The sequence below is a fragment of the Cyanobium sp. FACHB-13342 genome, assembly GCF_014697415.1.
In the GTDB taxonomy this organism is placed as follows: Bacteria; Cyanobacteriota; Cyanobacteriia; order PCC-6307; family Cyanobiaceae; genus Cyanobium_A.
This window is the reverse complement of the sequence record NZ_JACJRT010000009.1, coordinates 96,648-122,712: the sequence shown is the minus strand read 5'-3', so window position 1 is coordinate 122,712 and position 26,065 is coordinate 96,648. Positions and strand designations below refer to the sequence as shown.

Sequence of the window (26,065 nt, the reverse complement as noted above, 5' to 3'; positions counted from 1 at the left end):
GAGGAGGGAACCATCCCACCTGAAGCGGCGCAACCTTACCACTGCGCCTGGCGCCCTTGACCAGTCTGGAAAGGACGTAGTGGGGGGTTCGGTCACCCGCACAGGCCAGGCCTGGCGGGAGCGCCGGGTGCCCGCATAAGTTGGCACTCAACGGGCCTGAGTGCTAATTCGCCGCTTCGGCGCACTCCCGCTCGCTGTTCTGTGGCGTCTTTGGCGCCATGTCGCTGCTGTCGCAATTCATCCATGGCTGCTGTTTCTCTCAGCGTCTCCACGGTTAAGCCCCTCGGAGACCGCATTTTCATCAAGGTGTCGGAGTCGGAGGAGAAAACCGCCGGCGGCATCCTGCTGCCCGACACCGCCAAGGAAAAGCCCCAGGTGGGCGAGGTGGTTCAGATCGGTCCCGGAAAGCGCAACGACGACGGCAGCCGTCAGGCTCCGGAGGTCAGCGTGGGGGACAAGGTGCTTTACAGCAAGTACGCCGGCACCGACATCAAGCTCGGCAGCGACGAATTCGTGCTGCTCTCCGAGAAGGACATCCTGGCCATCGTCAACTGAGCCAACCGAGCGCACCGAGTGATCACCCGTTGTGATCGCTCACGCCGCCTCCCGTTTCCCGAACCAACCCCATACCGACATCGCCTTCCATGGCTAAGCGCATCATCTATAACGAGAACGCCCGCCGGGCCCTCGAAAAAGGCATCGACATCCTGGCTGAGGCCGTTGCCGTCACCCTGGGCCCCAAGGGGCGCAACGTGGTGCTGGAGAAGAAGTTCGGTGCTCCCCAGATCATCAACGACGGCGTCACGATCGCCAAGGAGATCGAGCTCGAGGACCACATCGAGAACACCGGTGTGGCCCTGATCCGCCAAGCCGCCTCCAAGACCAACGATGCCGCCGGTGACGGCACCACCACCGCCACCGTCCTGGCCCACGCCATGGTGAAGGCCGGTTTGCGCAACGTGGCTGCGGGCGCCAATGCCATCACCCTGAAGAAGGGCATCGACAAGGCCTCCGACTTCCTGGTGGGCAAGATCAAGGAGCACGCCAAGCCGATCAGCGATTCCAGCGCCATCGCCCAGGTGGGCACCATCTCCGCCGGCAACGACGAAGAGGTGGGCCGCATGATCGCCGACGCCATGGACAAGGTCGGCAAAGAGGGCGTGATCTCCCTCGAGGAGGGCAAGTCGATGACCACCGAACTGGAGGTCACCGAGGGCATGCGCTTCGACAAGGGCTACATCTCGCCCTACTTCGCCACCGACACCGAGCGCATGGAAGCGGTGCTCGAGGAGCCCTACATCCTGCTCACCGACAAGAAGATCGGCCTGGTGCAGGATCTGGTGCCCGTGCTCGAGCAGATCGCCCGCACCGGCAAGCCCCTGCTGATCATCGCGGAGGACATCGAGAAGGAAGCCCTCGCCACCCTGGTGGTGAACCGCCTGCGGGGTGTGCTGAACGTGGCGGCTGTGAAGGCCCCTGGCTTCGGCGATCGCCGCAAGGCCATGCTCGAGGACATCGCCGTGCTGACCAACGGTCAGCTGATCACCGAAGACGCCGGCCTCAAGCTGGAGAACGCCAAGCTGGAGATGCTGGGCACCGCCCGCCGCATCACCATCAACAAGGACACCACCACCATCGTGGCCGAAGGCAACGAGGTGGCCGTGAAGGCCCGCTGCGAGCAGATCCGCAAGCAGATGGACGAAACCGACTCCTCCTATGACAAGGAGAAGCTGCAGGAGCGTCTGGCCAAGCTGAGCGGCGGTGTGGCCGTGGTCAAGGTGGGCGCTGCCACCGAGACCGAGATGAAGGACAAGAAGCTGCGCCTGGAAGACGCCATCAACGCCACCAAGGCGGCCGTTGAGGAAGGCATCGTTCCTGGTGGTGGCACCACCCTGGCCCACCTGGCGCCGGCCCTCGAAGAGTGGGCCAAGGCCAACCTGTCCGGCGAGGAGCTGATCGGCGCCCACATCGTGGCCTCCGCCCTCACCGCTCCGCTGATGCGCATCGCCCAGAACGCCGGCGTCAACGGCGCCGTCGTGGCCGAGAACGTGCGCAACAAGCCCTTCAACGAGGGCTACAACGCCGCCACCGGTGAGTACGTCGACATGCTGGCCGCCGGCATCGTCGATCCCGCCAAGGTGACCCGCTCCGGTCTGCAGAACGCGGCTTCGATTGCCGGCATGGTGCTCACCACCGAGTGCATCGTGGCCGACATGCCGGAGAAGAAGGATGCAGCCCCCGCCGGCGGCGGCATGGGCGGCGGCGACTTCGACTACTGATCTCGATCGAGATCTCTGTTCGGGTTCGATCCTGCAGATTCCGTTCAAGGAGGGCTTTGCCCTCCTTTTTTTATGGGCCACGCCGGTCAGCTGTATCAGTTGCCACCAATCGCGCTGCATCGGTAGCCGTTGCTACCAGATCCATCTGGGTGGCTGGGCAGGTTGCCGCTTTCGTGCCGCCAACGCCGAGGCCCCCATGCCGTTTCTTCTGCTGGTTGATCCGGCCCTTCGCAGTGCCAATAACGGCTTTGTGCTCACCAGCGCTGCGCTCGTGCTGATGATGACGCCCGCCCTGGCCCTTTTTTACGCCGGCTTTGTGCGCAGCCGCAATGTGCTGAACACGATGGTGATGAGCTTTGCCGCCATGGGTCTGGTGAGCGTGCTCTGGGTGCTGTTTGGCTACAGCCTGGCCTTCTCGCCTGGCCAGGGAGTGTGGGCTCCCTTCATTGGCGGGCTGCAGTGGGCGGGCCTCAGCAACTGGTCGGCTCCCTATGGCGATGGTCAGCTCAGTCAGGGAGCGGTGGCCTTCTTCCAACTCACCTTCGCGATCATCACGCCGGCGCTGATCTCCGGTGCGGTGGTCGAGCGCATGAACTTCCGGGCCTGGCTGGCCTTTGTGCTCCTCTGGAGCAGCTTCGTTTACCTGCCCCTCGCGCACATGGTGTGGGGGCCTGGTGGTTTTCTGGGGCCTGAGGGCCTCGGTGCCCTTGACTTTGCCGGTGGGCTGGTGGTGGAGATGGCCTCTGGTGTGGGGGCTGCGGTCACCGCAGCAGTCGTCGGGCGACGCCGCAACTATCCCGCCCACAACTCGCCGCCCCACAACGTGCCCTTCATCCTGCTCGGCGCTGGTCTGCTGTGGTTCGGTTGGTTTGGTTTTAACGGTGGCAGTGGCCTGGTGGCCGGCAATCTCGCGTCCTTGGCCTGCCTCACCACCAATTCCGCCGGCGCGGCGGCAGCGTTGGGCTGGATGGTGATCGAAACTCTCCAACGCGGTAAGCCAACGGCGGTGGGTGTGGCCACCGGCGCGGTGGCGGGCCTCGTGGCGATCACCCCAGCAGCGGGTTTTGTGAGCCCGATCAGTGCCTTGCTGATCGGTTTCGCGGCGGCGCTGGTGAGCAACTGGGCCCTGCAGCTCAAGAACCGCTCCGGCCTGGATGACAGCCTTGATGTTCTGCCGGTGCACGGCGTGGCGGGATTGCTTGGCATCGTGCTGACGGGTGTGTTCGCAGTGAAGGCCGTGAACCCTGCCGGTGCCGATGGGCTGGTGGCTGGACACGCGGCACAGCTATGGATTCAGCTCAAGGCCGCTGGGTTCACCCTGCTGTGGGTGGGGGTGGGCACGTTCGTGATCCTCCAAGCCCTGAGAATGGTGATGCCGCTGCGGGCCAGTGAGAGCGATGAACGCCAGGGCCTCGACATCAATGCCCATGGCGAGGAGGCCTACAACACCGAATTCACGGTGTGACGCCTAGCTGTTGGCTGTGGGTTTGAAGGTCAGGGCCACACCGTTGTTGCAGTAGCGCTTGCCGGTGGGCTTGGGGCCGTCGCCGAACACATGACCCTGGTGGCCGCCGCAGCGCTGGCAGTGGTATTCGGTGCGGGGGACGAGCAGTTTGAAATCCACCTGGGTGGCGATGGCGTTGGGCAGGGGCTGCCAGAAGCTGGGCCAGCCCGTGCCGCTCTCGTATTTCGCCTTGGAACTGAACAGGGGCAGGGAGCAGCCGGCGCAGACGAACGTGCCGGGGCGCTTTTCGCTGTTCAGGGGGCTGGAAAAGGGGCGTTCCGTGCCCTCCCGGCGCAGCACCTGATAGGCGGCGGGGCTCAGGCGCTGTTTCCAGGCGGCATCACTGAGCTGCCAGGTTGGATCCTGGGCCTTGGCAGCGGCGTTGGCTCGGGAGGTTCCGCTGAAAAAGGCGCCGAGGCTGGATCCCAGGGCCACCAGCAGATTGCGGCGCGGCATCGACATCGTTGGCTCAGTTCAGCCAGCCGGCGCTCAGCACCACGGCCAGTCCGAGAAAGATGGCCAGAAGGGTCCAGCTGATGCGGTTGAGGGTGGCTTCGGCGCTGCGGGCGCTGGTGAACATCGAGCCACCACTGGCGGCAAGCCCGCCCATGCCGTCACCCTTGGGGCTATGCAGCAGCACGCTGATGATCAGCAGCACACCGCTGCCGATCCACACCCAAGACAACACCGACGTGATCAAAGGTTCCTCCCCTGGTGAGCGCAGGCTAGACGCCCAGGCTCTGGGGGATGCGGTTGGTGTCCGCGGTGGTCGCGGCCGGCAGGATCAGCGACTCGCCGCTCATGGTGGCTGGCTTGGGCAGGTGGAGGATTTCCAGCAGGGTGGGAGCGATGTCTGCGAGTCCGCCGCTGTCGCGCAGCACCACATTGGTGCCATGGCCGGGCAGTTTGCGCTTCTCACCCTCCACCAGGATCACGGGCACCGGGTTGGTGGTGTGGGCCGTCCAGGGCCGGCCATCGGGCCCTTCCATCACCTCGGCATTGCCATGGTCGGCCGTGATCAACAGGGTCCCTCCCATGCGGTTGGTGGCCTCCATCAGCCTCCCGACACAGGTGTCCACGGTGGTGATGGCCTCCGTGGTGGCCTCCATCTTGCCGGTGTGTCCCACCATGTCAGGGTTGGCGTAATTGATCACCACTAGGGCGTAGACGCCTTTCTGGATCGCGGCGATGCAGCTGTCCGTGAGCTGGCCCGCCGACATGGCGGGGGACTGGTCATAGGTGGCCACCCTCGGCGAGGGCACGAGGTGCCGGTCTTCGCCGGGGAAGGCCTGCTCAATGCCCCCGTTCATGAAATAGGTGACGTGGGGATATTTCTCCGTTTCGGCGGTGCGGAACTGACGCAGTCCCGCCTCTGACACCACCTGCCCCAGCAGCCCGTCGAGGGATTCCGGGGGAAAGGCGACCGCTACGGGCAGCCCTTTTTCGTATTGGGTGAAGGTGACCACATCGATCGGGCTGATGGGTTCCCGGGGAAAGCCATCGAATTCGCTCAGCACCAGGGCCCGGATCAGCTGCCGCACCCGGTCGGGCCGAAAGTTGAAACACACCACACCGTCTCCGGCCTTGATCAGCCCCTCCGCCAGACGCACCGGTTCGAGGAACTCATCGCCGATCTCCTTGGCGTAGGAGGCGTGGATGGCGTTGACCGGGCTCAGTTCGGAGATGGGCGCCGGTTCGGTGTAGAGGCGGTAGGCCTTTTCCGTACGGTCCCAGCGGTTGTCGCGGTCCATCGCCCAGTAGCGGCCGCAGAGGGTGGCGATGCGGCCCACACCCGCCCGGTTGATCTGCTCTTGCACCTGGGTGACGAACCGCGGTGCGCTGCTCGGGTCGGTATCCCGGCCATCGGTGATCACGTGCACGCACACGTCGTCGAGGCCTCGCGCGGCGGCCCAGCTCAGCAGACCGCCCAGGTGTTTGATGTGGCTGTGTACCCCCCCGTCGGAGCAGAGGCCAATCAGGTGCAGGGTGCCGGCCCGATGGTGCAGGCCGTCGGCGAGGGCATTGAGGGCGGGGTTGTCCGCGATGCTGCCGTTCTTGACGGCCTGGCTGATCCGCACCAACTCCTGACGAATGATCCGGCCGGAGCCGATGGTGAGATGGCCCACCTCGGAGTTCCCCATCTGCTCGTCGGGCAAGCCGACGGCGCCGCCGCTGGCCTCGATCAGGGTGTGGGGGTAGGCATGCCAGAGGGCATCCATCACCGGGGTGTTGGCGGCCCGGATGGCGTTGTGTTCGGCCTCATGGCTGTAGCCCCAGCCATCCAGAATGGCGAGAACGACCGGAGCAATAGCGGAGGCGTCCCGGAACGTGGGAGAGGGCCCTTCGGACAGGGTGAATTGCTGCTGGGAGGGAAATGCTGTCACCCGTCTCACCTAGCGACCGACTCGCCTAGCGACGTTGATTCAACGCCTGCCAAGCCCAACCTACAGTGCGATTGTGCGGCGATCCCGCCTGATCCCGGCCGGGTCAGGCTTTGGCCACACTGGTTGTCCTAGGCCGATTCGCCGAGTCTCTTCATCCGTGGCTGAACCGATGCACCGGCTTGAGTTGCTCTCCGCCCTGGATCTCGGCCGCACCCTTGATCGCCTGGCCTCCCAGGTGTTGGAAAGTGCCATCGACAGCCGCTCGCTGCTGTTGCTTGGCATCCCGACCCGGGGCGTGGCGCTGGCTGAGGTCCTGGCCCAGAGGTTGGCGGCGATGACGGGCCATCCGATTGACCAGGGCACGGTGGATCCCACCTTTCACCGGGATGATCTGGAACGGGTGGGCACCCGGCTGGGCCAACCCACCGACTTGCCTGTGACCCTCGATGGACGCCAGGTGGTGCTGGTGGATGACGTGATCTTCACCGGGCGCACCGTGCGAGCGGCCCTAGAGGCCCTGCAGGCCTGGGGCCGGCCGAAGCGGGTGAGCCTGTTGGCCATGGTGGATCGGGGCCATCGGGAGTTGCCGATTCAGCCCGATTTCTGCGGTCGGGTGGTGCCCACCCGGCGTCAGGAATCGATCCAGCTGTGTCTGCAGGCCATCGACGGAGAGGAAGGGGTCTATCTGCTTCGCCCAGAGCCCTAGGCCGCCTCGAGTTCGTCGCCGCGGAAGTGGGCGCGAAATTTCCCAAAAGCCACGATCACCGGCAGGGTTGGGCTGATCACCCGACCTTTCCAGTCGTTGAGGACGGTCACCACTTCGCCCTGCTGGCCCTGGAGGTCGAAGGCTTCGCCGCGGTGCTGGGGATGGTGGTAGACGACCACGCTCTGGGAGACCTTGACCTGATCACCTGGCTGCATGGCCTCGGAGCTTCGTCGCGAGGTCAATTTTGTCATGCGCCAGCCGCCCCTGGGGATCCCCCCAGGCGGTCAGCGCTGACAGGCTGTCTCCGGCCCGGCTTCCACCACCGTCCCGCCCAGGGCCCGGCAGGCGTCCTGGAAGGCTGCCCATTCGTTCATGCCCTTGGCGATCCTCTGCTGCACTTGGGCGTCGAGTTGGTCGGCGGGAACGGTGTGGGGCAGCTGCCCGTGGGCGTCGTATTCGCGCTCCTGTCCCGCCAGGCCTTCAATGCCCGTCTGCACCGTGGCCTGTAGCGCCCGGCTCTGGGTTTTCCACCAGGGATGGTCGATGCGGGTGAGGGCATCGAGGGCTTCCCACCAGCGCCGTTGACCACTCAGGGCCTTGGCCCGTTCGAACTGGAGTCGGTTGCGGGTCCAGTTTTCGCGGAACTTGTCCCCCAGGCTGTTGCCATCGGCCCGGCGGTCGTCGCCCATCACGGCCAGGAGTGCCAGAGCGGCCGGCAGGTCGCCGTCCTGAAAGCGGCTCAGGGCCCGCTGCTGCAGGCTCTGCTGCCAGCGGTCCAGCTGGTCGCGGTCGGCCGGCCGACCGGCCTGGGAATTCACGAGTTGCAGTTGCAGCTGCAGGGCCGCGCCCCACTGCTGTTGCTGCCAGAGGCGGGCCGCCTGGCGCCGCCGGCAGCTTCCCTGTTCCGCCGGTGCCTGACCTCCCAGCCAGCGCAGGGCTTCCAGCTGGTCGCTGTAGCGAAGGCAGGCCTGCAGATTTCCGCTCCTGGCCGCCTGCTCCAGCCGTTGGGGCAGCTGTTGCTCCCACCAGTAGGTCGCCCCGAGGCCAGAGGCCACCAGGCCCAGGGTGAGGCCCAGCCAGAAACGGGGCAGCCTGTGGCGGCGCAGGGCCAAGGCGAGAGGAAGGTCGGATCACCCCGTTTTATGGGGCTGGGGGCCCCGCCGCCCTCGCCAGGGGGCAGCGGCTCCGGCGTCCACTCCTGGGCCCCCGATCCGCGGCGGCCCCAGGCGGTGGGTGGGGTTCAGCGCACGGGGCCGAGCACCTGCGGCGGGGTGCGTTGGCCGCTGCGCAGGTCCGTGACCTCCAGCAGCAGTTGGCCCTGGGGATCGATCCCGAAGCCCAGGCGCAGGCAATCCTCGCCGGGCTGCCCTGGCGTGGCCAGGAGCAGGGCCGGGGGCTGCTGACTCCAGGGCTGGACCCGGCCCGCGCCGGCCGGCCGGGGCCGCAGCACCGGCAAGCCACCCTCAAACACCACTTCGCTGCGCTGCTCGTTGTCCGGTTCCCCGAGCACCAGCTCCAGGGAGCGCTGGTCCGGGCTGCTGCAGGCCAGCACCACCTCCAGGGGACGGTCGCTGGGCCAGGTTTGTCCGGCGACAAACAGGGCCTGCCAGTGGTGGCGGCCCGAGCGTTGGTCCCAGCAGCGCAGCGACACCCCATGGCGCAGGATGTCGCGCACCTGGACGCCGGGGGTGAGGGCCAGGGCGCCGAGGGCCACGGCCTCCACCGGCCGCTCGTTGCGCAGGGGAATCCCGCTGCAGCGTTCTGCCAGCCACTGGCGGATCAAGGGCAGTCGGCTGCTACCCCCCACCGGCAGCACCGCCGTGATCTGCTTCAGGGCCAGGCCCTCGCGGCGGGCGGCGGCCAGCACCTCCTCAAGCAATCCATCCAGCTGGGCCACCAGGCCCCGATCCCGCAGCAGGGCCTCGAGCTCGCTCCGGTTCAGCCGCAGGGGCTGGGGGGGCAGGCCTGACCCGGGGGGGCTCCAGAGCACCAGGGCTTCCTCCTGGCTGCTGAGCTGGCACTTGAGGGCTTCGGCAGCGGCCAGTAGATCGCCACTCAGGACAGCTCCTGGGCAGAGATGGGCCGCAATCCAACGGTCGAAATCTCGCCCCCCCAAGGCGAGGCCGGCCTTGCCAATCACCCTGGCGCAGCGCAGGGCCTGGCGACTCGAGCCCAGGTCGCGGCCGGCGAAGCGCAGCAGCTGGGCCATGGGTGCGGGCCGGCCCTCCCCCCCCTCCAGGGCCACCAGGGAGAGGTCGATCGTGCCCCCGCCGAGGTCGACCACCAGCACGGTGCTGCCGGCGGGCAATCCGGCGCCGATGGCTGCGGCGGTGGGTTCATCCACCAGGGCCAGTTCCGCCACCTCCAGCTCGCGGCACACCTCCTGCAGCCATTGGCGGTAGCGGAGATAGCTATCGATCGGGGCCGTGAGCACCAGCCGCTGGGGGGCCAGATCCGCGGGCAGGGCAGCCCAGAGTTGGCGCAGCAACAGGGCGCCGGCCTGTTCCGGGCTGAGGGGCAGGGCGATGGCTGGGGCCGGAGCCGCGGGATCGCCCCCACCCTGGGGGGTGGCACCGATTCGCCGTTTGAAGTCGCGGTGCAGCTCGGGCCCCTCGGCGTGGGCCAGGCCCGCCTCCAGCACCTGGCGCCCGATCAGGGGCCTGGATCGGCAGGGATCGCTCAGCCACAGCAAGGTGGGAACCACCACGGGCTCACTGTTGCTGTAGGGGGGCAGGGCGAGGAGTTGCGCTGCGGCACCGGGCCCTTGGTAGGCCACCACAGTGGTGCTGCTGCCCAGATCGATCGCCAGGGTGCCTCCCATGGTGGTCTTCTAATCGGGACGCGGCACTTGCTGACCTAGATTGGTTGAATTGGAGCGGTGTTCATGCAGAGCGGCCTTGATGTCAATCCCAAGGAACTGGCCCAACGGGCTGAAAGTCTGATTCGCCATTCCAGCAACCGCTACCTCACCACGGTGCGCATTGCCTTCCGGGCCAAGCAGCGCCGTTTTGATGACTTCGATGGTCTGCTCGACGACTCCATGATCAAGCCTGTGCAGCGCGCCATCATTGAGCTGAGCGACGAACAGGACCAGCCCGATCTGCTGCCCGGCTGACCGTCGCCGCATGCAGGTTCAGGAAGGGGAGGGGTGGCGTTGGCTGGTGGACCCGGCCCGCCACCCCTTTTCCGTGTTGGTTGGTGGCCAGGGCTGGGCCGTCGAGCTGACCGCCGACGAAGCCCGAGAGCTGCAGCAGGGGTTGGTCCGGTTGGCGCGGGAGCACCGAGGGCTGGCCGACCAGCTGATGGGCGAGGAGGCGATCAGTCTGGAGCTGGAGCGGGGACCGCTCTGGATGGCGCTTGACGGCGACCGGGACTCCTGGACGTTGCGCTTCGTGCTCACGCCGGCAGCGGCGAGCCGCGCCGTGGAGGGGAGCTGGGCTGCCGGGGCCAGTGCAGCACTGGTGGCGGCCCTGGACCCGGGGGTGCCTGCCGACGCGGCGGGCCAACTGTGGGCAGCTCCTCACGGTCTCGCCTGAGACCCAAGGGCGGTAGCCCCATGATCAGCACTGCTGATGAAGGTGGGATTCCCGCGCAGCCCCCAGATCGGCCGTTGCTTTGCCCAGTTTTTCCCCAGGTTCGGCGTCCGGGATGACGCGGGCGCCGGGGTGTTGGGGAAAACCCTGCCGCAGGGGCCTTTCCCCTTGACAGGTTGGGGCGGTTTCCTCCCGGGCGACTGCGGCTGGCCCCCAGCGGGCCCAATCCCTGTAGGGGCCTACAATCTCAGTCTGCGAGTTTCGCGGCTTGGGGCCCTGGGTCCGATTTGACGGCTTCGGCTGGATGTGGAGAACTGGTGCCAATCCGACCCCACCCCCCATGGAATTGCAGGCCAGTGACCAACCCTTTGCGGGCGTTGATCCGGCCACGGTCAGTTTCCAGGCTGAGGTGCCGGAGGTGCTGCTGGCTTCGATGCGCGGCTTCATTGAGCAGCATCCCAACTGGGATCAATACCGGCTGTTTCAGGCCGCCCTGGCTGGTTTTTTGGTGCAGAACGGTCTCAAGAATCGGGACGTCACCCGCTGCTATCTGGCCAATCTTTTCCCAGCCCAGCCGAGCTTCAGAGGACGCTGATCCCGCTCGGTTCGCCCAGATCGCCCAGTCCGAAAAGTTGCTGATAGGCGGCCGTCAGGGTGCAGCCCGCCACAGGCAAGGCCACCACCAGGCCTACCAGGAGCACCAGGAAGCCGGCCAGAACCATCCCCAGTAGCACCAGGGTCAGTCCCAGGGCATGGAGCCAATGGGGGTCTGTTGCGGCCCGACCGCGGCGAAAGGCCCCCACGGGACCCAACCCACCAAGCACGGTGAGGGGCAGGCTCATGATCTGGTCAGCGCTGAGGTACACGATGACGGCCCAGCCCGCCAGCAGCGGCAAGGGGGCGAGCAGGGGCTGAATCAAGGTGAGCAGCCAGGAGCTGGCCTGGGCCAGGCGCACGATGACGGCCAGCACCACCAGGATCAGCAGCACGGTGCCGAAACAGCGCAGCATGGCCCGGCCGTCCACCCGGATGAGGTCCCCCAACTGGGGCCGGCGACCCTGGAGGGCCAGCTCGGCGCCACGGAGTAGGCCCACGACCAGCCACAGGCCGGTGAGCGCGTAGAGGATCCAGGCCATGGCGGCCAGAACGATCGAGATCGGATCCGGTTGGCCCAGCAACGAGATCACCAGCCCGCTCTCGTAGCGGTAGAGCAGCTGGGCCAGCAGGTTGGCACCACCGCTGAGCAGGGTGAAGCCCATCAGCACCCAGGGGCAGTGGGCAAAGGCTGCCCAACCCCGCTCCACGGCGCCGCGGATTGCCAGGGGGGGCGGGCTGGTCGGTGCCGCTTGGCTCACGGGGCGTCCAGCAGCTGCAGCAGCCGTTCGGCACTGGCGGCACTGACCGGCAGGATCGAGAGGCGGTTGCCCCGTTTCACCACCCCCAGCTCGTCGGGGCTGAAGTTCTCCCGCAGCGTGTCGAGGCTCAGCAGGCGCTCAAATTGGCGCACATAGCGCAGCTTCACGCAATCCCAACGGGGCTTCTCGGGGGTGGCACCGGGGTCGAAATAGTTGGATTTGGGATCAAACTGGCTGGGATCGATCAGGTGGGTCTCGATCACTTCCATCAGGCCAATGATTCCCGGTGGTTTTGTGTTGGAGTGGTAGAAGAATGCCTGGTCGCCAATCTCCATAGCCCGCATGAAATTACGGGCTTGATAGTTGCGAATGCCATCCCACAGGGTTGTGCCTTCCCGTTGCAGGTGGTCGATCCCGTAGACCTCAGGTTCGCTTTTCATCAACCAGTACGCCATGGGCGTTTGTAGCGGACGGCTCGCCTGGAAATGGTAAGGGCGGCGTTGTCGAGGCTTGCCTGTCCCGCGGCCCTAGAGCCCAGAGACCAAGCGACGGAAGTGATCCCCACGGGCTTCAAAATCGCTGTATTGATCAAAGCTCGCGCAGGCCGGGGAGAGCAGCACCGCTTGGCAGCTATGGGTGCGTGCCAGTTGGGCGGCCAGGGCCACGCCGGTGTCCAGGCCCTCACAGCAGTGGACTGCTCCAGGAAAGCCGGCCGCTGCGAGGAGCTGCTGGAATTGCGCCTGGGCCGCACCGAACAACACCACGGCGGCGGCTTTCTGGCCCAGGGCCACCAGCCAGCTGTTGGGGTCGCCCTGCTTGGCTTCGCCCCCCGCCAACACCACCAGGGGGCCTGCCAAAGCCTGGAGCGCCACCTCGGCCGCGTCGTAATTGGTGGCCTTGCTGTCGTTGTAGTACGTGATCCCCTGGTCTTCGCGCAGGCGCTCGAGTCGGTGGGGCACCCCGGGGAAGGCCCGGAAGGCCTCCTCCATCTGGGCTCCGGACAGGCCAGCCATCCGGCCAGCAGCGGCGGCCAGCAGCATGTTCTGGCGGTTGTGGGCTCCGGGCATGGCCAGGCAGTCGGCGGCCATCAGGGGGGTGGCGCCGGAGGGGCCGGCGTGCATGACCTGGCCCCCCTCGATCCAGAGGCTGGGGGTGATGGAGTGAGGCAGGCTCGCGCGCGGGCCCGCCGTGATCCAGGTGGCCCGCTCCCAGCGGTCAGCATGGGCCTGCAGATCGGCGTCGTCCGCGTTGAGGATGCGCTCCCTGGAGCGCTCCAGTAGGCCCCGTTTGATGGCGCGATAGGCCTCGAGCGTGCCATGGCGCTCCAGGTGATCCGGGGTGAGGGTCGTCCAGATCCCCACCTGGGGGGCCACCTGAGGGGCCGCTTCGATCTGGTAGCTGCTGAGCTCCATGACCAACCAGTCGGGTTCGGGGAGGTTGGGTTGGATCCTTTCCAGCACCAGCTCAGCCGCGGAAAAGCCGACGTTGCCCCCCATCGGTGCGTCGAGGCCCGCATGCTGGAGCAGGTGGCTCACCAGGTGGGTGACCGTGGTTTTGCCGTTGGTGCCGGTGATGCCGATCCAGGGCACGTTGGAGCTGGCCTGCCAGGCCAGCTCCAGGTCGCCAACGGTGGGGATCCCCTGCTGGCGCAGCCACTCCAGGGTGGGGTGATCCCAGCGAATGCCCGGGCTCACCACCACCGTCGCGGGGCGACTGGCCAGGGCGGTGAAGGTGTCGGGATGGAGGGGGGCTCCAAGTTGGACGGCGATGCCCAGCTGGCGCAGATCGGCGGCCCTGGCTTCGAGGTCTGGTCCCTGCTGGTTGTCGATGACGAGCACCGCCCGGCCGGCCTGACGCAACAGCTTGGCTGCCCCAATTCCGGATCGCGCCAGACCGACAACCACGGTCAAATCGCTTGCCGTGACTGCCATCTCAGGAAATGCAGTTGAATTGAAATGGGCGATACTGGAATCGAACCAGTGACTCCTACCGTGTCAAGGTAGTGCTCTACCTCTGAGCTAATCGCCCCAGAAGCCAGCTGAGTTTACAGAACGGCCCCCCGCCGCCGCCTCCGGAATCGGGCCTTGCCGCTTGTGACGTTCAACTGCGGGTGCTGGCGGCATTGGCGAAGACGCGCTGCAATGCAGAATCTGCATCGCTCGCTTTTTGCTCGCGCCCTCCCAGCTCGGAGTTAGGAGTCGCTCGTCGGCCGGGTCAAGCCTCGGACGTGGTCATCGCCCAGGTCTGTGGAGGGTTTTCGGGGCTGGCTCGAGTTGGGGATTCACCCTTGTGGAGCTGCTGGTTGTGGTGATCATCATCGCCATTCTGGCCGGGCTGAGCGCGGGGGCTGTGATCCGCTACAGCAACAAGGCGCGCGTCTCATCGGCCAAGGCGGTGGTGGCCTCGGCGGCTCGGGAATGTCTGCGCTGGATGTTGGATTCGGAAGGGCAGCCATTGGTGCTCGGCACCTCGGCTGGCGAGGGCTTCACCCTGAGCCAAGCTCCCGAATGTGGTTCATCTGAAATGGTGAAGTTCAACGTCACGATCGATGTGCTGCCGGGCTCGTCCTTTGGAGTCGAGGTCAACCCGGATGGCACCCTTCAGCGCGTGTGTACGGGCTCAGTTGATTGCCAGGGTGGACGCTGGTAAGCCTCAACACCGCACCAGCTCAATCCGCCACCGCTCCCGCTTGGTGGCCTGCACCGCCTCGAGGCGAAGTTCTCCCCGACCTTCGAGCTGCACCCGATCCCCGGCCACCAGGAGGCGGCTGGGGCTGGAGATGGTCTGCCAGTTGACCCGCACACTGCCCTGGCGGATCAGCTCAGCCATGCGGTTGCGGGAGATTCCGAATCCGGCCGAGGCCACCGCATCCAGCCGCAGTGAGGCCTCCACCGTCTGGAAGCGGCGAGGTTGGCGCGGGGCGGGCAGCTGCAGTTGATCCAGCGGCCGGGCCTCCAGCCGCACCTCCACCGTTCGCACCCTGGTGGTGCGGCCATCGAGCGCTGCTGCCTGCTGGGCGGTGACCACGGCCTGTGCCCCCCGGTCGCCCCGCACCCAGATGTCGCCGAGCGCGCCCTCCGCCAGGCCAAGGGCCAGCAGGCCGGCACGGAAATCGGTGCGCTCGGCGGGATCGAACAGGAAATTGCCGCTGATCTCCAGACCCATCAGGCCGGCCGTCCCATCCTCCAGATCTAGGGCTGCGTCCTGCCGCTGAACCAGCAGCCGCTGCCGCTCGGCCCCGGGATAGCCCCCGGTGCTCGTCAGGGTCAGCTCGGCCAAAGCGCCAAACCGTTCCGAGGCTTCCTCCCGCACGCCCCCGTCCACAAACCCCGTCCACACCGGTTCCCAGGTGCGCAGGGCCTGGTCGGCGGCGGCGAGCACGGCGGCCAGCTCCGTTGGATGCTGGCTCCCCACCAGCAGGTCGCGCTGCGGCAGCATCAGGTTCGGGCCTGCTCAGCCATCGCCCAGACGCACCACCGCCAGGGGCTTGGCCTGTTGGAGGCTGATCCAGGGCATCTCGACGCCGTTGGCCGTTTCGGCTAGCAGCAGCCAGTGGCCCTCCTCCACCCGGTTGCGCAGGCTGCGGATCCGGTCATCCTCCTCGGAACGCACACTGGCCGCGGCGGCGAAGCTGCCCATCCAGCCCGAGCCCATGCCGAGCAGGGCGCCGATCAGGTGCTGGCTCCAGGCGCCGGCGAAGGCGAAGGTGTCCAGGTCGGTGATGTAGGTGAAGGTGAGGCCGGCCAGGAAACCGAAGGGGATCAGCCAGCGGGCCATCGAGCGCTGGCGGTTGCGGCGGGCCACCGCCGGATTGAGCCGAGCCACCTCCGCCAGGGTCTGCTCCCCTTCGCCGATGGCCTCCAGCTGCACCATCGGCGGCTGCAGGGCCGCCAGGCGATCCCGCAGCTGATGCAGCCGTTTGCGGTCGTTCAGCACCACCACCACACTCGTGCCCACGCTGCGCTCTGCTCCTTCGGGTTGGGGGGATTCTCGCCGCTCACTACACTGCACCGCCGGCTCACCCACCCCACCGCCGGGCATGACAAAGGTTCTCGTTTCGGATCCCATCGACCAGGCGGGGATCGACATCCTGTCCCAGGTGGCCACGGTGGATGTGCGCACCGGGCTTCCGCCGGAAGAGCTCAAGGCGATCATCGCCGACTACGACGCCCTGATGATCCGCTCGGGCACCACGGTGACCGCCGACATCATTGAAGCTGCCGACAAGCTGCGGATCATCGGCCGCGCCGGCGTCGGGGTGGACAACGTGGATGTGCCGGCGGCCACCAAGCGGGGTGTGCTGGTGGTGAATTCCCCCGAGGGCAACACCATCGCCGCCGCCGAGCAGGCCCTGGCCCTGATGCTGGCCCTCTCGCGCCATGTGCCCCATGCCCACGCCAGCACCATGGCCGGCGGCTGGGACCGCAAGAAATACGTGGGCAATGAGCTCTACAAGAAAAAGCTCGGCGTGGTGGGCCTGGGCAAGATCGGCTCCCACGTGGCTCGGGTGGCCAAGGCCATGGGCATGGATGTGATGGCCTACGACCCCTTCGTGTCCGCGGAGCGGGCCCAGCAGATGCAGGTGCGGCTGATGCCCCTGCCGGCCCTGTTTGCCGAGGCCGACTTCATCAGCCTTCACCTACCCCGCACGCCGGACACCGAGAACCTGGTGAACGCGGAGTTGCTGCGCACCATGAAACCCACCGCGCGCCTCGTCAACTGCGCCCGCGGCGGCATCATCGACGAGGCGGCTTTGGCCGAGGCGGTGGAGAACGGCACCATCGGCGGCGCGGCCCTCGACGTGTATGCCAATGAGCCCCTCGAGGCCGGCTCGCCCCTGCGCCAGGTGCGGGAGCGCCTGATCCTTACCCCCCACCTGGGCGCCTCCACCGAAGAGGCCCAGGAGAACGTGGCGATCGATGTGGCCGAGCAGATCCGGGATGTGTTGCTGGGCCTGCCGGCCCGCAGCGCCGTCAACATCCCTGGCCTCAATGCCGAGGTGATGGAGCAGCTCAAACCCCACCTGCAACTGGCCGAAACCCTGGGGCAACTGCTGAGCCAGCTGGCCGGCGGCCCCATCAGCGAGCTGGAAGTGCGGCTCCAGGGCGATTTTGCCGCCCACCCCGCCCAGCCCCTGGTGGTGGCGGCCCTCAAGGGCCTGCTCTCCACCGCCCTCGGCGACAGCATCAACTACGTGAACGCCAGCCTGGAGGCCAAGGAGCGGGGCCTCCACGTGGTGGAGGTGAAGGACGACGCCAGCCGCGATTTCGCGGGCGGCTCCCTGCAGCTCAGTTCCAAGGGGTCCAACGGCAACCACACCGTCACCGGGGCGGTGTTCGCCGAGGGTGAACTGCGGATCACCACCATCGATGAGTTTCCGGTGAACGTGGCCCCCAGCCGCCACATGCTGTTCACCCGCCACCGCGACATGCCTGGCATCATCGGCCATCTGGGCTCCCTGCTCGGCGAGCACAACGTCAACATCGCCTCGATGCAGGTGGGTCGCCGCATCGTGCGCGGCGACGCCGTGATGGTGCTCAGCCTCGATGATCCGATTCCTCCGAGCCTGTTGGCTTCGGTGCACGCCATCAACGGCATCCAGGAAGCCCATCCGGTCACCCTCTGATGGGGACCGCGCCGGGTTGGTGGCGGCTGGAGCTGGCGTCCCTGCCGGAACTCGAGGAATCCCTGGTGTGGAAGCTCGGTGCCCTGGGGATTCCCCGGGTTGCGGTCCAGCACCGTCCAGAGGCTCCCGCTGAACGCCAGCTGATCGCCTGGCTGCCAGCGAGCGATTGGCCCGAGCACGAGCGCTGGCAGCTCGAGCAGGCCCTGGCGCCCCTGGCGCAGCCCTTCGGTTTGGACCTGCCGCCCCTGCAGTGGAGCCAGCAGGCTGAGGAAGACTGGAGCCTCAGCTGGAAGCAGCACTGGCAGGCTGATCCCGTGGGCCAGCTGCTGCTGATCCTTCCCGCCTGGTTGCCCTGCCCGCCCGAGCATGCCGGGCGCCAGGTGATCGTCATGGATCCGGGCAGCGCCTTCGGCACCGGCAGTCACCCCACCACGCGCCTCTGTCTCGAAGCGCTCGAATCCCTGGATCTGGCGGGCGTACGGCTGGCCGATCTCGGCTGCGGCAGTGGCGTGCTGGGCCTGGCGGCCCTGCGCCTGGGGGCGGTTTCCCTGGCCGCCGCCGATACCGATTCCCTGGCGGTGCGGGCTACCGCCGACAATGCCGGCCTCAACGGGCTGACGGACCAGGTCCGGGTGGCGCTGGGGTCGGCAGACACCCTGGCCGGTCTGCTCGACGGCCAGCCAGCCGATTTGCTGCTCTGCAACATCCTGGCGCCGGTGATTCAGGCCCTGTGTCCGGCTTTTCACACCCTGTTGGCTCCCCACGGAGTCGGCCTGCTCAGCGGCCTGCTGGTGGACCAGGCCCCCGCCCTCCAACAGGCGTTGCTGGAGGAGGGCTGGCGGGCCGAACTCACCGCCCAGCAGAGCCAGTGGGGCCTGCTAACGATCCGCCGTGTTGCATAAGGCACGCTGATCTGTGCCTTGGCTTTGATTGGGCTTCCTCCGTCCTCGCTGACAAATCGGCAGGAAAGGTGCGCGGCGGATGTATGAAGGGCGGGTCCTACAGGCCCGGCTTCCGGGTGCCTGTGAGCCCCAATCCCTTTCATGGCTTCCTACAAGGTCACCCTCATCAGCGAGAGCGAAGGCCTCAACAAGACCATCGAGGTTCCTGACGACCAGTACATCCTCGACGCCGCTGAGGAGCAGGGCATCGACCTGCCCTACTCCTGCCGTGCCGGCGCCTGCTCCACCTGCGCTGGCAAGTTGACCGCCGGCACCGTGGACCAGAGCGACCAGAGCTTCCTGGACGACGACCAGATCGAAGCTGGGTTTGTGCTCACCTGCGTGGCCTACCCCACCAGCGATTGCACCATCAAGACCCACGCCGAAGAAGAGCTCTACTGAGTTCCCGCTTGGGTCATGGCCCCTGGCCTTGAGCCAGGGCAGCCATGCTGCTTCCGGCCCCTGCCAGGCACCCTTCCGTGCCTTGATGGCCGGATCCCTCTCTGCCACCCTGCGGGGTGGCTTTTTGCTGTCATCTCGGAGCCGTCGTTCTGTGTCAGCCCAGGCACCCCCCTCCCGGGGCCACGTCGCAGCCCTGCTGGAGCCGGGGAGCGAGCACACCAGCCCTGGTGGTCAGTACAGCTACCGGGTGCTGGGGCCGTGCTGCCGCCTGTTTGATCGTGAGGAGCTGCCCTGGCCCTGCTGCCGTCTGGCCTGGCGCAGCAAGGAGCCCAGCTGGCGGCGTATCGGCCGGCGCTTCGTGGCCGATCTCGCCTCGCGTCGCTGTCCTTCCTATGCGGTGGAGCTGCTCCAGCCAGGAGCCCGCCCCACCCGCACGGTAATCACCCTATTTCCGGTGCGGCTGGACGCTGATCTGCAGGAGTGGTGGTACAGCAAGCAGCCCGGCTCGCTCGATCCAGCCAACAGCCGTCCCCCGGAGACGGCGGGCCATTAAAAAGCCGGTGTGGAAAACACCGGCTCGAAAGGGGCACTGGATCTGCTGTGCTTGCTCAGAAGTAGATCTTGCCGCCGCCCCACTGAACACCCTGCACCTTGGGGGCCACCAGGATGTAGCCGGCCATCAGACGCAGGTCGTCGTCGTCGAGATCGCGCATCTTCACGAAGATGTCGCTGCTGCGCAGGCTCGGGTGCACGTCGGCGATGCTGTATTCCCCGTCGTAGGACGTGGGATCTTTCATGTAGTCGACCAAGGCCTCGACGTTGTCCCGGGGCGGAGTGGCCAGGGCCAGGGTCTCGGGGTCGAGGCCCACGTTCTGGTTGGTCTTGGTGATGCCGCCGGCGTGGCACTCACCGCAGCTGCTGTTGAACACCTTGCGTCCGGCCTTGATCTCCTGCTCGCTGAAGGTCACCAGGGTGCCGTCAGGGGTGGCGGGCACGGTGAGCTGCTCCGTGCTCCACTGGGCCGCCAGGGCTGGGCTGCCGATGCCCAGGCACAACAGCAGGGCCAGGGGTGCGGCCAGCAGGGTTCGGGCAAGGGCGCGAACGGCACTGCTGAAGCTGGCCCTGCGGAAGGCAGCCGAGGAGAAGGAGGAGGCCATTGGGAAAAGCCGGCGGGTAGGCGGAAAGACCGCATCGGAGACCTTGTATCACGGGGGAAGGGCCCTCCGGAGCGGAATCGCGTGAACTGTTGCAGGCCTAGGCCGTGGCCGGATCGGCTGGGGTGATGTCGAGGCTGAGGAAATCCTTGGCCACCAGGGTGTTGGGGAAGATGGCGCTGGCCTCCGCCACCAGGTCGTCGGGGGTCATGGGATTGCCGGGCATGTAGCGGGGGCTCAGGTGGGTGAGCACCAGTTGCTTGACGCCCGCTTCCAGCGCGGTTTGGGCGGCCATGGTGCTGGTGGAGTGCTGGCGCTGGTAGGCCAGCTCCGCTTCGGCGTGGGAGAAGGTGGATTCGTGGATCAGCAGGTCGGCTCCCCGGGCCAGCTCCACCGCCGCCTCGCAGAACACGGTGTCGGTGCAATACACGACACTCGCCCCCGGGCGCTCGGGGCCGCACAGGCTGGCCCCCTTGATGATCCGGCCATCGTCGAGGGTCACGGTGCGTCCGGCCTTGAGCTCCGCATAGATCGGCCCTGGCGGGATGCCCTCGGCCCTGGCCCGCTCCACATCAAACCGGCCTGGGCGGGGTTTTTGATCCACCCGGTAGGCGAAGGCCGGGACCCGGTGGGTGAGGGGGGCGCAGCGCACGGTGAGGTCGTCGTCGTCGAGCAGCATGGCGCCGCTGCTGGCGGCGGGCTGGACCTTGTGGGTGCGCAGGGGGTAACCGATCCGGGTGGAGGAGGTGCGCAGCACCCCTTCGAGGTAGTCGCGCAGGGGATCGGGGCCGTAGAGGTCGATGCCCGTGCAGGTGCCAGCCAGGCCGAGGCTGGCCAGCAGGCCTGGCAGGCCAAACACGTGGTCGCCATGCATGTGGGTGATGAAGATCCGGCGCAGCTGGCTCACCCGCAGCTCGCTGCGGAGGAACTGGTGCTGGGTGCCCTCGCCGCAGTCGAACAGCCACAGCTCACTGCGCTGGGGTAGCCGCAGCGCCACCGCCGACACGTTGCGGCCCCGGGTGGGCACGCCGGAACTGGTGCCTAGAAAGGTGACCTGCACGGTCCTGCCGCCTCTGGCGCATGCTGCCACGCCGGGCACAATGGGCCCCCTGAGCAGGAACCTGTCCCGGTGATGCCCTTGTCCCGCTCTTCCCTGGTCTCCTGGCTGGCAAGCGGGCTGGTGGGCTGGCCCGTTCTGGCCCTGGTGGGGGTCGGGGCGGTGCCCGCCGCCCTGCGGGCGCAGAGTGCCGACCCCCAGGTGCGGGTGCTGCTGCTGGAGGCATCGCGGGTTCCCCTGGTCGCCCGGCAGCAGCCGCTGGTGTTGCGGGCCGGCGCCCGGCGCTGGCCCGTGGCACCCAGCGAGAGGCTGGTGGTGACGCTGGCCGCCTCCGGTGGCCTGGAGCTGGAGCGCGGCGGCGCCGTGGAGGCCCTGCCGGCGGTGGCCGAACTCTGGTTGGAACCGGCACCGGCCGCTTCGACGGCCCCGCTGGACCAGGCTCTTGCCCTCCTTCCTGGGGATGGGGCCGCGTTCCAGCTGCAGCAGCGGGGCTATCGGGGGCGCCTGCAACTGTTGGTGGCGGGCTCGGCCCTGCAGGCCATCAACCATGTGCCCCTGGAGGACTACCTGCCCAGCGTGGTGGGCAGCGAAATGCCGGCCAGTTGGCCCCAGGCAGCCCTGCGGGCCCAGGCGGTGGCGGCTCGGACCTACGCCCTGCGGCAGCGGAAGCCCGCGGCCCCCTTTGACGTGAGCGCCACCGTGTCGAGCCAGGTGTACAAGGGCGTGGAGGCGGAAACCCCCTCCACCCGCCAGGCCGTGGCTAGCACCCGCGGCCAGGTGTTGATCTACGGCTCCAGTTTGGCCAATGCGGTGTTTCACAGCAGTGCCGGTGGGAGCACGGAAAACAGTGGTGATCTCTGGAGTCAGCAGCTCCCCTACCTGGTGAGCGTGCCCGACTTTGACCAGCACAGCCCGGTGCATGCCTGGCAGCAGCGATTGGAACCCGACCAGCTGCAAAAAGCTTTCGGCGAGATCGGCGGCGCCCAGAGCATCGAGGTGCTCGCCACCACGGGCTCCGGCCGGGTTCGCCAAGCCCGGGTGATCGGCCCCAGCGGCACCCTGGTGCTCACCGGCGCCCAGTTGCGCAGTCGCCTCGGCCTCAAGAGCACCCTGGTGCGCTTTGAGGTGGTGGCCCCCGAATTGGCGGCCCTGCCGGCCTTGCCCCCGCTGCTGCCCTTGGACGGCCAGGGTCGCGGCGCCGATCCTGCCCCGACCCCGGATCAGCCGCCCATGCAGGTGCCCCCGCCGTCGCTGCTGGCCATCGGCCGGGGCTACGGCCATGGGGTGGGGATGAGCCAGTGGGGGGCCCACGGTCTGGCCCAGCGGGGCCAGACCTATGACCAGATCCTGCGCCACTACTACCGGGGAGCGGAGTTGCGTCCCTACGGCACCCCCTGACCGTGGAGTTGACCGTGATGGCAGACCCCGGGGCCGTGGCCGAGGCGGTGGCGGAGCGGCTGTTGCAGGAGCGTCGCGCCTCCTGTCCCCGTCCCCTGGGCCTGGCCACGGGACGCACCATGGTGCCCGTGTATGGCGCCTTGCGGCGGCAGTTTGATCGGTTCAACGCGCCGGACCAGCAGGCCATCCGGCAGGGCTGGCTCAGCTTCAACCTCGATGAATACGTCGGCCTCGGGCCGACCGATCCCCGTTCCTTCGCCGCGTTCATGGCGGATCAGCTGCAGGGCCCGCTCGGGTTGGCGCCGGCCCAGGTGCAGCTGCCCGATGGCCTGGCGGCCGATCCCCTGCAGGAGGCCGGGCGCTATCGGGCGGCCCTGGTTGGCGCAGGGGGGATCGGTCTGCAGCTCCTGGGCTTGGGCAGCAATGGTCACGTGGGCTTCAACGAACCCCCCTGTGGCCCGGAGGCCCCCTGCCGTTGCCTGGCGCTCAGTGCCGCCACCCGGGCCCAGAACGCCCCGGCCTTCGGCGGGGATGCCGGGGCGGTGCCGCTCCAGGCGATCACCCTGGGATTGGCCGAGATCCTGGCGGCCGAGCGGATTCTCCTGGTGGTGACCGGTGCGGCCAAGGCCTCGATGCTGCGCCGGGCGCTGCTGGAGCCTCCCTGCCCGGAGGTGCCGGCCAGTTGGCTGCAGCACCACCCGCGGCTGGAGGTGCTGGTGGATGGCCCTGCAGCCACCGCCCTCCCCCAGGAGCGCTAGGGGCGTTCCTGCAGGGGGGGCAGCTGCCATTGCCCGGAGAGGGCCGACGGGCCTGGTCCATAGAGACGGCCCACGAAGAAGAAGGGCCCAGCGGGGGCGGGTAACCAGTTGGAGACCTTGTCTGGCCCTGGGTTGTCATGCTGGAGATAGATCTCCAGGGAGCCGTCGGGCCCCAGCTTCAGGCCCTGGGTGCGATCCCCGATTGAATAGCGGTTGATCGGATTGGCCACCAGCAACCGCTGGGGCAGGTTGTACATCGTGATCGACCAGAACTCACGCACCGGCGGCAACTGGCCGGCGGGGAACCGCAGCACCCACTGGCGACGGCCGTCGAGCACCTTGCCGTCGGGGCCCGTCTGTTGGCTGGCGTAGAAGGCCTCGGCACTGCTGTTGCCGTAGATCCCCAGCATCGCCCCCATGGCGCGGTAGGTGAGGTAGTCGCTGCCCAGTTCGTCACGGGTGCCGAAGAACCCCTTCGAACTGCTCTGGGCCAGGGCCTTGGTACGCAGGTTGGCGGCGGCGGCGGCCACCCCGGCCTCGATGGCGCTGCGGGTGGCGGGCTGGAGCTGATTCGGATCAAAGGGGCGGCCCGGGCCGATGCCGATGCGGGCAAAGCGCGCCATCAGCGCCCTCTCCGAGGGCACGGTGGGCATGAACGGCAGCAGGGCGTTGAGATAGCTGATGAAGCCGATTCCCTCGGCCTTGGCGGCATCCCAGGCAGGCCAGGTCACCGCCGGTGCGGGCCTGGGGGGCTGGGTTCCTTCAAAGCGCGAGAGGGGGATCAGTTGGTACTGGGCCTGCAGCGCCTGCAGGGCGGGGATGTCGTCGGGTCCGTTGAGCTGGGTGCGGGTGAGGGTGCCCACGAAATCGGTCTCGGCCCGGAACACCTTGGTGATTCCTTTGGGAACCGTGCCCCGCCAGCGGGGGCCGCCGAACAGGTAGGTGCCGGCGCCGCGCCCCGTGGCCCGCACGCCGGTATAGGCGAAGTTATGGGTGTAGAGGTCGAACCACTGGTTCACGTAATACCGGGGTGCCTTCACCGCCGGCAGCTTCAGCACGATCGGCTCGGCCCGCAGATCCAGCCAGGCCCAGGAGTAGGGCGTGTCGTTGTTGGGGGTGACGATGTCCGTGTCTGCCGGGGTGGCCGAACGGCTGTAGTGGCGGAACCGGTTGAACCCGCCCACATAGCCCGGAAAGGCCTTGTTCTGGGTCTGGTTCCAGAAGGTCTGGTAGCCCTGCAGCGGCGCGTAGGCGTAGAGCCAGGCCTCCTCGGCGATGGCCTTCGCTTCGGCGGGGGTTGGGGCGGTGGTGGCCGCCGGCGCTATGGCGGCTGGCGTGGCGGCTAGGGCTGGGCCCGGCACGCTGGCCATCGTCATCAGGGCGAGGATCAGCCCAAGGGGCCGGAGCGGGCGATGGTGGATCGGTGTCATGGCTGAATGGGTGTGATGTCGTTCAGCTGCCAGGTCTTGGCGAAATAGGGCTCAGTGGGGCCGTAGAAGCGGAAGTAGGCGAACCAGCCCTTACCCGGGCTGGTCTGGATCCAGTTCTTCGCGCCCGCAGGGCGGACAGGCCCGAAATCCACATCCACCGAGCCGTCGGCGTTGCTCACCAGATCGGGTTTGCGGGAGCTGAGGTCGGCGGCGCCCTGCGCCGTGATCAGCGGTCCGCGGCTGAGGTTGTCGTAGAGGGTGATCGACCAGAACTGCTTCACCGGGGCGCTTGCCGGCACCCGCATGCGGTAGGTGCGACCGCCATCGAGCCATTGGCCCTTGGCGTCCTTGGACGCCTCCAGGTACACCTGGCCGAAGCCCACCACCCGGCCCTGCATCCCCACCGACATGCCGATCGCCTCGTAGAACCACGACGTGCGCTCGTCGAACTGCACCCGCCGTTTGTCGGGCGATTCCTGGTCGAGATCGAAGAGCACCGCGTATTCCCAGAGTTTGCCCGGGTACACCGTGGCGCCGGGGGTGCGCTTGTCGTAGGCGATGCTGCGGGCCATCAGGTCGCCCAGCTGGGCCGCCTCGCCCAGGATCCGCGCCTGGCGGGCATCGGGCTGGAAGGGCTGGCCGGGGTTGATGCCCAGGGGTGACAGCATTCCGAACATCATCCGGTCGCGCGGGGCCACCGGCTCGTTCGCATAGAGCTCACTGAGCAGCCGCCAGTAGGAGAGATCGGCGGGCTGGGCCGACTGCCAGGGGCGACCGCCCACCTCCGCGTAGCGGGACACCGGCGGATTGGCGCGCTGGTTCCAGCCGTAGAGCCGGTGCTGGCGCACGGTGGCCTCGGCCACGGCCTTGTCGGGGGCCAGGCCGCGGGTGCCGAACCACACCTGGTTGCTGGACGCCCGGAAGATTCGGTAGCCCGGGGCCACCACCTCCGGTCCCCCGGGGGGAAGGATCAGGTACTTGCCGCCGGCACCCTTGTCGGGCCCGGTCTGGCCCATGTCGGTGATCGGCTGCTGCCAGATGTCGAGCACGCCGCCGGCGGTGAGCCCGGCCGGCACCTCCACCACCAGCGGCCCCTGCTTGGCCAGATCCCAGAAGCTGAAGGCGTAGAGGGTGGTGATGTTGGGGGTGAGCATCCCCGCCTTGTCCTGCAGCGTGCGGTAGAGCAGCACGTCGCCGTTGCGCACGCCCATGGTTTTGGCCTGGGCGTCGTAGAGCGCCTTGAAGCCCACGGCGGGTAGGGCCCAGAGGTAGCCCTGGGTGGCCCGCTGCAGATCGAGTTCGTTGTAGAGCTTGCGGGCGGTGGCGGCGCTCGGGTAGCCGTTCTCCAGGTCCAGGCGTCCCAGCGCCGGGATGTCCACGCTGGTTTTGGTCGCTGGGGTGGTGCCGCCCTGGGCCAGGCCGGCCGAGGGCAAGACGCTCAGCAGCCCCAGGACGGCGAGGGCCCAGGCTGCGGAGGGACGGTTTGGCATGGGGCGTGGTGAGCGGGCATGGGCTCCAGCTTGATCAACCCACCCAGT

General features: G+C 67.7%; 29 protein-coding genes and 1 tRNA gene. 14 read left to right on the top strand and 16 right to left on the bottom strand.

The annotated features are described in order from the left end of the window. Positions 1-243: 243 nt before the first annotated feature. The 3 genes from groES to H6G16_RS08690 all read left to right on the top strand — a co-directional run bounded on the left by groES (position 244) and on the right by H6G16_RS08690 (position 3,744). A complete protein-coding gene (groES, locus tag H6G16_RS08700; RefSeq protein ID WP_094561335.1) occupies positions 244-555 on the top strand; it encodes a co-chaperone GroES in 312 nt (103 codons plus the stop codon). An 89-nt stretch (positions 556-644) separates the two neighbouring features. After that, positions 645-2,279 (top strand): chaperonin GroEL, encoded by a 1,635-nt coding sequence (gene groL / locus H6G16_RS08695; protein ID WP_190389921.1) that lies wholly within the window; start codon positions 645-647, stop codon positions 2,277-2,279. A gap of 196 nt (positions 2,280-2,475) precedes the next feature. Next, positions 2,476-3,744: an ammonium transporter gene (locus H6G16_RS08690; protein ID WP_190389920.1), complete on the top strand. Its 1,269-nt coding sequence runs from the start codon at positions 2,476-2,478 to the stop codon at positions 3,742-3,744. A gap of 3 nt (positions 3,745-3,747) precedes the next feature. Here H6G16_RS08690 and msrB read toward each other — a convergent pair whose 3' ends face one another. Genes msrB through gpmI form a run of 3 tightly spaced genes read right to left on the bottom strand, consistent with a single transcriptional unit; the run spans position 3,748 to position 6,092 of the window. After that, positions 3,748-4,239 carry a peptide-methionine (R)-S-oxide reductase MsrB gene (gene msrB, locus H6G16_RS08685; RefSeq protein WP_190389919.1) on the bottom strand — a complete coding sequence of 164 codons (492 nt, stop codon included), beginning with the start codon at positions 4,237-4,239 and terminating at the stop codon, positions 3,748-3,750. A 13-nt stretch (positions 4,240-4,252) separates the two neighbouring features. After that, the gene (gene secG, locus H6G16_RS08680; protein ID WP_094560118.1) at positions 4,253-4,483 is read right to left on the bottom strand and encodes a preprotein translocase subunit SecG; all 231 of its coding nucleotides are present in this window, start codon (positions 4,481-4,483) and stop codon (positions 4,253-4,255) included. Between the two features lie 25 nt (positions 4,484-4,508). After that, complete coding sequence (gpmI, locus tag H6G16_RS08675; RefSeq protein WP_190389999.1) at positions 4,509-6,092, bottom strand: 2,3-bisphosphoglycerate-independent phosphoglycerate mutase; 1,584 nt, start codon at positions 6,090-6,092, stop codon at positions 4,509-4,511. A 244-nt stretch (positions 6,093-6,336) separates the two neighbouring features. Between gpmI and pyrR the strand changes: the two genes are divergently transcribed. Then, positions 6,337-6,873, top strand: coding sequence for a bifunctional pyr operon transcriptional regulator/uracil phosphoribosyltransferase PyrR (gene pyrR, locus H6G16_RS08670; RefSeq protein ID WP_190389918.1), 537 nt, complete (start codon positions 6,337-6,339; stop codon positions 6,871-6,873). Here the strand turns inward: pyrR and H6G16_RS08665 are convergent. The 3 genes from H6G16_RS08665 to H6G16_RS08655 all read right to left on the bottom strand — a co-directional run bounded on the left by H6G16_RS08665 (position 6,870) and on the right by H6G16_RS08655 (position 9,694). Beyond that, positions 6,870-7,088 carry a ferredoxin-thioredoxin reductase variable chain gene (locus H6G16_RS08665; protein WP_190389917.1) on the bottom strand — a complete coding sequence of 73 codons (219 nt, stop codon included), beginning with the start codon at positions 7,086-7,088 and terminating at the stop codon, positions 6,870-6,872. The genes pyrR and H6G16_RS08665 overlap by 4 nt on opposite strands. A 69-nt stretch (positions 7,089-7,157) precedes the next feature. After that, positions 7,158-7,985, bottom strand: a complete 828-nt coding sequence (locus tag H6G16_RS08660; RefSeq protein ID WP_190389916.1) for a hypothetical protein — start codon at positions 7,983-7,985, stop codon at positions 7,158-7,160. A 128-nt stretch (positions 7,986-8,113) separates the two neighbouring features. After that, a complete protein-coding gene (locus H6G16_RS08655) occupies positions 8,114-9,694 on the bottom strand; it encodes an Hsp70 family protein (RefSeq protein WP_190389915.1) in 1,581 nt (526 codons plus the stop codon). Positions 9,695-9,757: 63 nt separating this feature from the next. On the opposite strand from H6G16_RS08655, the gene H6G16_RS08650 reads away from it, so the two are divergent. The 3 genes from H6G16_RS08650 to H6G16_RS08640 all read left to right on the top strand — a co-directional run bounded on the left by H6G16_RS08650 (position 9,758) and on the right by H6G16_RS08640 (position 11,001). Further along, positions 9,758-9,988: a DNA-directed RNA polymerase subunit omega gene (locus H6G16_RS08650; RefSeq protein WP_190389914.1), complete on the top strand. Its 231-nt coding sequence runs from the start codon at positions 9,758-9,760 to the stop codon at positions 9,986-9,988. Positions 9,989-9,998: 10 nt separating this feature from the next. Continuing rightward, positions 9,999-10,409: a DUF1818 family protein gene (locus tag H6G16_RS08645; RefSeq protein ID WP_190389913.1), complete on the top strand. Its 411-nt coding sequence runs from the start codon at positions 9,999-10,001 to the stop codon at positions 10,407-10,409. 337 nt (positions 10,410-10,746) lie between these two features. Continuing rightward, positions 10,747-11,001, top strand: a complete 255-nt coding sequence (locus H6G16_RS08640; protein ID WP_190389912.1) for a DUF2811 domain-containing protein — start codon at positions 10,747-10,749, stop codon at positions 10,999-11,001. Here H6G16_RS08640 and H6G16_RS08635 read toward each other — a convergent pair. The 4 genes from H6G16_RS08635 to H6G16_RS08620 form a co-directional block, all read right to left on the bottom strand. Beyond that, positions 10,988-11,761: a hypothetical protein gene (locus tag H6G16_RS08635; protein ID WP_190389911.1), complete on the bottom strand. Its 774-nt coding sequence runs from the start codon at positions 11,759-11,761 to the stop codon at positions 10,988-10,990. The genes H6G16_RS08640 and H6G16_RS08635 overlap by 14 nt on opposite strands. Further along, positions 11,758-12,216: an EVE domain-containing protein gene (locus H6G16_RS08630; RefSeq protein WP_190389910.1), complete on the bottom strand. Its 459-nt coding sequence runs from the start codon at positions 12,214-12,216 to the stop codon at positions 11,758-11,760. Before H6G16_RS08630 ends, H6G16_RS08635 begins: the two co-directional genes overlap by 4 nt. A gap of 72 nt (positions 12,217-12,288) precedes the next feature. Further along, the gene (gene murD / locus H6G16_RS08625; protein WP_190389909.1) at positions 12,289-13,692 is read right to left on the bottom strand and encodes a UDP-N-acetylmuramoyl-L-alanine--D-glutamate ligase; all 1,404 of its coding nucleotides are present in this window, start codon (positions 13,690-13,692) and stop codon (positions 12,289-12,291) included. 25 nt (positions 13,693-13,717) lie between these two features. After that, positions 13,718-13,789: transfer RNA gene (locus H6G16_RS08620), tRNA-Val, on the bottom strand. Positions 13,790-13,927: 138 nt separating this feature from the next. Between H6G16_RS08620 and H6G16_RS08615 the strand changes: the two genes are divergently transcribed. Further along, entirely contained in the window at positions 13,928-14,410 is a 483-nt protein-coding gene (locus tag H6G16_RS08615; RefSeq protein ID WP_277874989.1) for a type II secretion system protein, read from the top strand. Positions 14,411-14,413: 3 nt separating this feature from the next. Here the strand turns inward: H6G16_RS08615 and H6G16_RS08610 are convergent, their stop codons facing one another. Continuing rightward, positions 14,414-15,199: a photosystem II S4 domain protein gene (locus H6G16_RS08610; RefSeq protein WP_190389907.1), complete on the bottom strand. Its 786-nt coding sequence runs from the start codon at positions 15,197-15,199 to the stop codon at positions 14,414-14,416. A 15-nt stretch (positions 15,200-15,214) separates the two neighbouring features. Continuing rightward, on the bottom strand, positions 15,215-15,718 hold the full coding sequence (locus H6G16_RS08605; RefSeq protein ID WP_190389906.1) for a hypothetical protein: 504 nt from the start codon (positions 15,716-15,718) through the stop codon (positions 15,215-15,217). Positions 15,719-15,800: 82 nt separating this feature from the next. Between H6G16_RS08605 and serA the strand changes: the two genes are divergently transcribed. From serA to H6G16_RS08585, 4 genes are all read left to right on the top strand, one after another. Beyond that, entirely contained in the window at positions 15,801-17,387 is a 1,587-nt protein-coding gene (gene serA, locus H6G16_RS08600) for a phosphoglycerate dehydrogenase (protein ID WP_190389905.1), read from the top strand. Then, positions 17,387-18,289 carry a 50S ribosomal protein L11 methyltransferase gene (prmA, locus tag H6G16_RS08595; protein WP_190389904.1) on the top strand — a complete coding sequence of 301 codons (903 nt, stop codon included), beginning with the start codon at positions 17,387-17,389 and terminating at the stop codon, positions 18,287-18,289. Before serA ends, prmA begins: the two co-directional genes overlap by 1 nt. Before the next feature lie 141 nt (positions 18,290-18,430). After that, positions 18,431-18,730 carry a ferredoxin gene (locus tag H6G16_RS08590; RefSeq protein WP_094560128.1) on the top strand — a complete coding sequence of 100 codons (300 nt, stop codon included), beginning with the start codon at positions 18,431-18,433 and terminating at the stop codon, positions 18,728-18,730. A gap of 85 nt (positions 18,731-18,815) precedes the next feature. Beyond that, on the top strand, positions 18,816-19,283 hold the full coding sequence (locus H6G16_RS08585; RefSeq protein WP_242036305.1) for a hypothetical protein: 468 nt from the start codon (positions 18,816-18,818) through the stop codon (positions 19,281-19,283). Between the two features lie 55 nt (positions 19,284-19,338). Here the strand turns inward: H6G16_RS08585 and psbV are convergent, their stop codons facing one another. Further along, entirely contained in the window at positions 19,339-19,887 is a 549-nt protein-coding gene (gene psbV, locus H6G16_RS08580; protein WP_190389903.1) for a photosystem II cytochrome c-550, read from the bottom strand. Between the two features lie 97 nt (positions 19,888-19,984). After that, on the bottom strand, positions 19,985-20,944 hold the full coding sequence (gene rnz / locus H6G16_RS08575) for a ribonuclease Z (protein WP_190389902.1): 960 nt from the start codon (positions 20,942-20,944) through the stop codon (positions 19,985-19,987). Positions 20,945-21,016: 72 nt separating this feature from the next. Here rnz and H6G16_RS08570 point away from each other — a divergent pair, with 72 nt between their 5' ends. Both H6G16_RS08570 and H6G16_RS08565 read left to right on the top strand, forming a co-directional pair. Beyond that, a complete protein-coding gene (locus H6G16_RS08570) occupies positions 21,017-22,339 on the top strand; it encodes a SpoIID/LytB domain-containing protein (RefSeq protein WP_190389901.1) in 1,323 nt (440 codons plus the stop codon). Between the two features lie 8 nt (positions 22,340-22,347). Continuing rightward, a complete protein-coding gene (locus H6G16_RS08565; RefSeq protein ID WP_242036318.1) occupies positions 22,348-23,097 on the top strand; it encodes a glucosamine-6-phosphate deaminase in 750 nt (249 codons plus the stop codon). On the opposite strand, the gene H6G16_RS08560 is transcribed toward H6G16_RS08565, so the two are convergent. Together H6G16_RS08560 and H6G16_RS08555 are read right to left on the bottom strand one after the other, a co-directional pair. Next, positions 23,094-24,473 (bottom strand): DUF1254 domain-containing protein, encoded by a 1,380-nt coding sequence (locus H6G16_RS08560; RefSeq protein ID WP_190389900.1) that lies wholly within the window; start codon positions 24,471-24,473, stop codon positions 23,094-23,096. The genes H6G16_RS08565 and H6G16_RS08560 overlap by 4 nt on opposite strands. Before the next feature lie 50 nt (positions 24,474-24,523). Further along, a complete protein-coding gene (locus H6G16_RS08555; protein WP_190389899.1) occupies positions 24,524-26,017 on the bottom strand; it encodes a DUF1254 domain-containing protein in 1,494 nt (497 codons plus the stop codon). Positions 26,018-26,065 lie beyond the last annotated feature (48 nt).

Bases quoted from the DNA above. Each gene is read 5' to 3' on its own strand.
- pyrR (WP_190389918.1), top strand. From the start codon at position 6,337: ATGCACCGGCTTGAGTTGCTCTCCGCCCTGGATCTCGGCCGCACCCTT.
- H6G16_RS08570 (WP_190389901.1), top strand. From the start codon at position 21,017: ATGCCCTTGTCCCGCTCTTCCCTGGTCTCCTGGCTGGCAAGCGGGCTG.
- H6G16_RS08690 (WP_190389920.1), top strand. From the start codon at position 2,476: ATGCCGTTTCTTCTGCTGGTTGATCCGGCCCTTCGCAGTGCCAATAAC.
- serA (WP_190389905.1), top strand. From the start codon at position 15,801: ATGACAAAGGTTCTCGTTTCGGATCCCATCGACCAGGCGGGGATCGAC.
- H6G16_RS08630 (WP_190389910.1), bottom strand. From the start codon at position 12,216: ATGGCGTACTGGTTGATGAAAAGCGAACCTGAGGTCTACGGGATCGAC.
- murD (WP_190389909.1), bottom strand. From the start codon at position 13,692: ATGGCAGTCACGGCAAGCGATTTGACCGTGGTTGTCGGTCTGGCGCGA.
- H6G16_RS08665 (WP_190389917.1), bottom strand. From the start codon at position 7,088: ATGCAGCCAGGTGATCAGGTCAAGGTCTCCCAGAGCGTGGTCGTCTAC.
- H6G16_RS08610 (WP_190389907.1), bottom strand. From the start codon at position 15,199: ATGCTGCCGCAGCGCGACCTGCTGGTGGGGAGCCAGCATCCAACGGAG.
- prmA (WP_190389904.1), top strand. From the start codon at position 17,387: ATGGGGACCGCGCCGGGTTGGTGGCGGCTGGAGCTGGCGTCCCTGCCG.
- H6G16_RS08645 (WP_190389913.1), top strand. From the start codon at position 9,999: ATGCAGGTTCAGGAAGGGGAGGGGTGGCGTTGGCTGGTGGACCCGGCC.
- H6G16_RS08585 (WP_242036305.1), top strand. From the start codon at position 18,816: ATGGCCGGATCCCTCTCTGCCACCCTGCGGGGTGGCTTTTTGCTGTCA.
- H6G16_RS08650 (WP_190389914.1), top strand. From the start codon at position 9,758: ATGCAGAGCGGCCTTGATGTCAATCCCAAGGAACTGGCCCAACGGGCT.
- H6G16_RS08590 (WP_094560128.1), top strand. From the start codon at position 18,431: ATGGCTTCCTACAAGGTCACCCTCATCAGCGAGAGCGAAGGCCTCAAC.
- H6G16_RS08555 (WP_190389899.1), bottom strand. From the start codon at position 26,017: ATGCCAAACCGTCCCTCCGCAGCCTGGGCCCTCGCCGTCCTGGGGCTG.
- psbV (WP_190389903.1), bottom strand. From the start codon at position 19,887: ATGGCCTCCTCCTTCTCCTCGGCTGCCTTCCGCAGGGCCAGCTTCAGC.
- groL (WP_190389921.1), top strand. From the start codon at position 645: ATGGCTAAGCGCATCATCTATAACGAGAACGCCCGCCGGGCCCTCGAA.
- groES (WP_094561335.1), top strand. From the start codon at position 244: ATGGCTGCTGTTTCTCTCAGCGTCTCCACGGTTAAGCCCCTCGGAGAC.
- msrB (WP_190389919.1), bottom strand. From the start codon at position 4,239: ATGCCGCGCCGCAATCTGCTGGTGGCCCTGGGATCCAGCCTCGGCGCC.
- H6G16_RS08655 (WP_190389915.1), bottom strand. From the start codon at position 9,694: ATGGGAGGCACCCTGGCGATCGATCTGGGCAGCAGCACCACTGTGGTG.
- H6G16_RS08560 (WP_190389900.1), bottom strand. From the start codon at position 24,473: ATGACGATGGCCAGCGTGCCGGGCCCAGCCCTAGCCGCCACGCCAGCC.
- H6G16_RS08640 (WP_190389912.1), top strand. From the start codon at position 10,747: ATGGAATTGCAGGCCAGTGACCAACCCTTTGCGGGCGTTGATCCGGCC.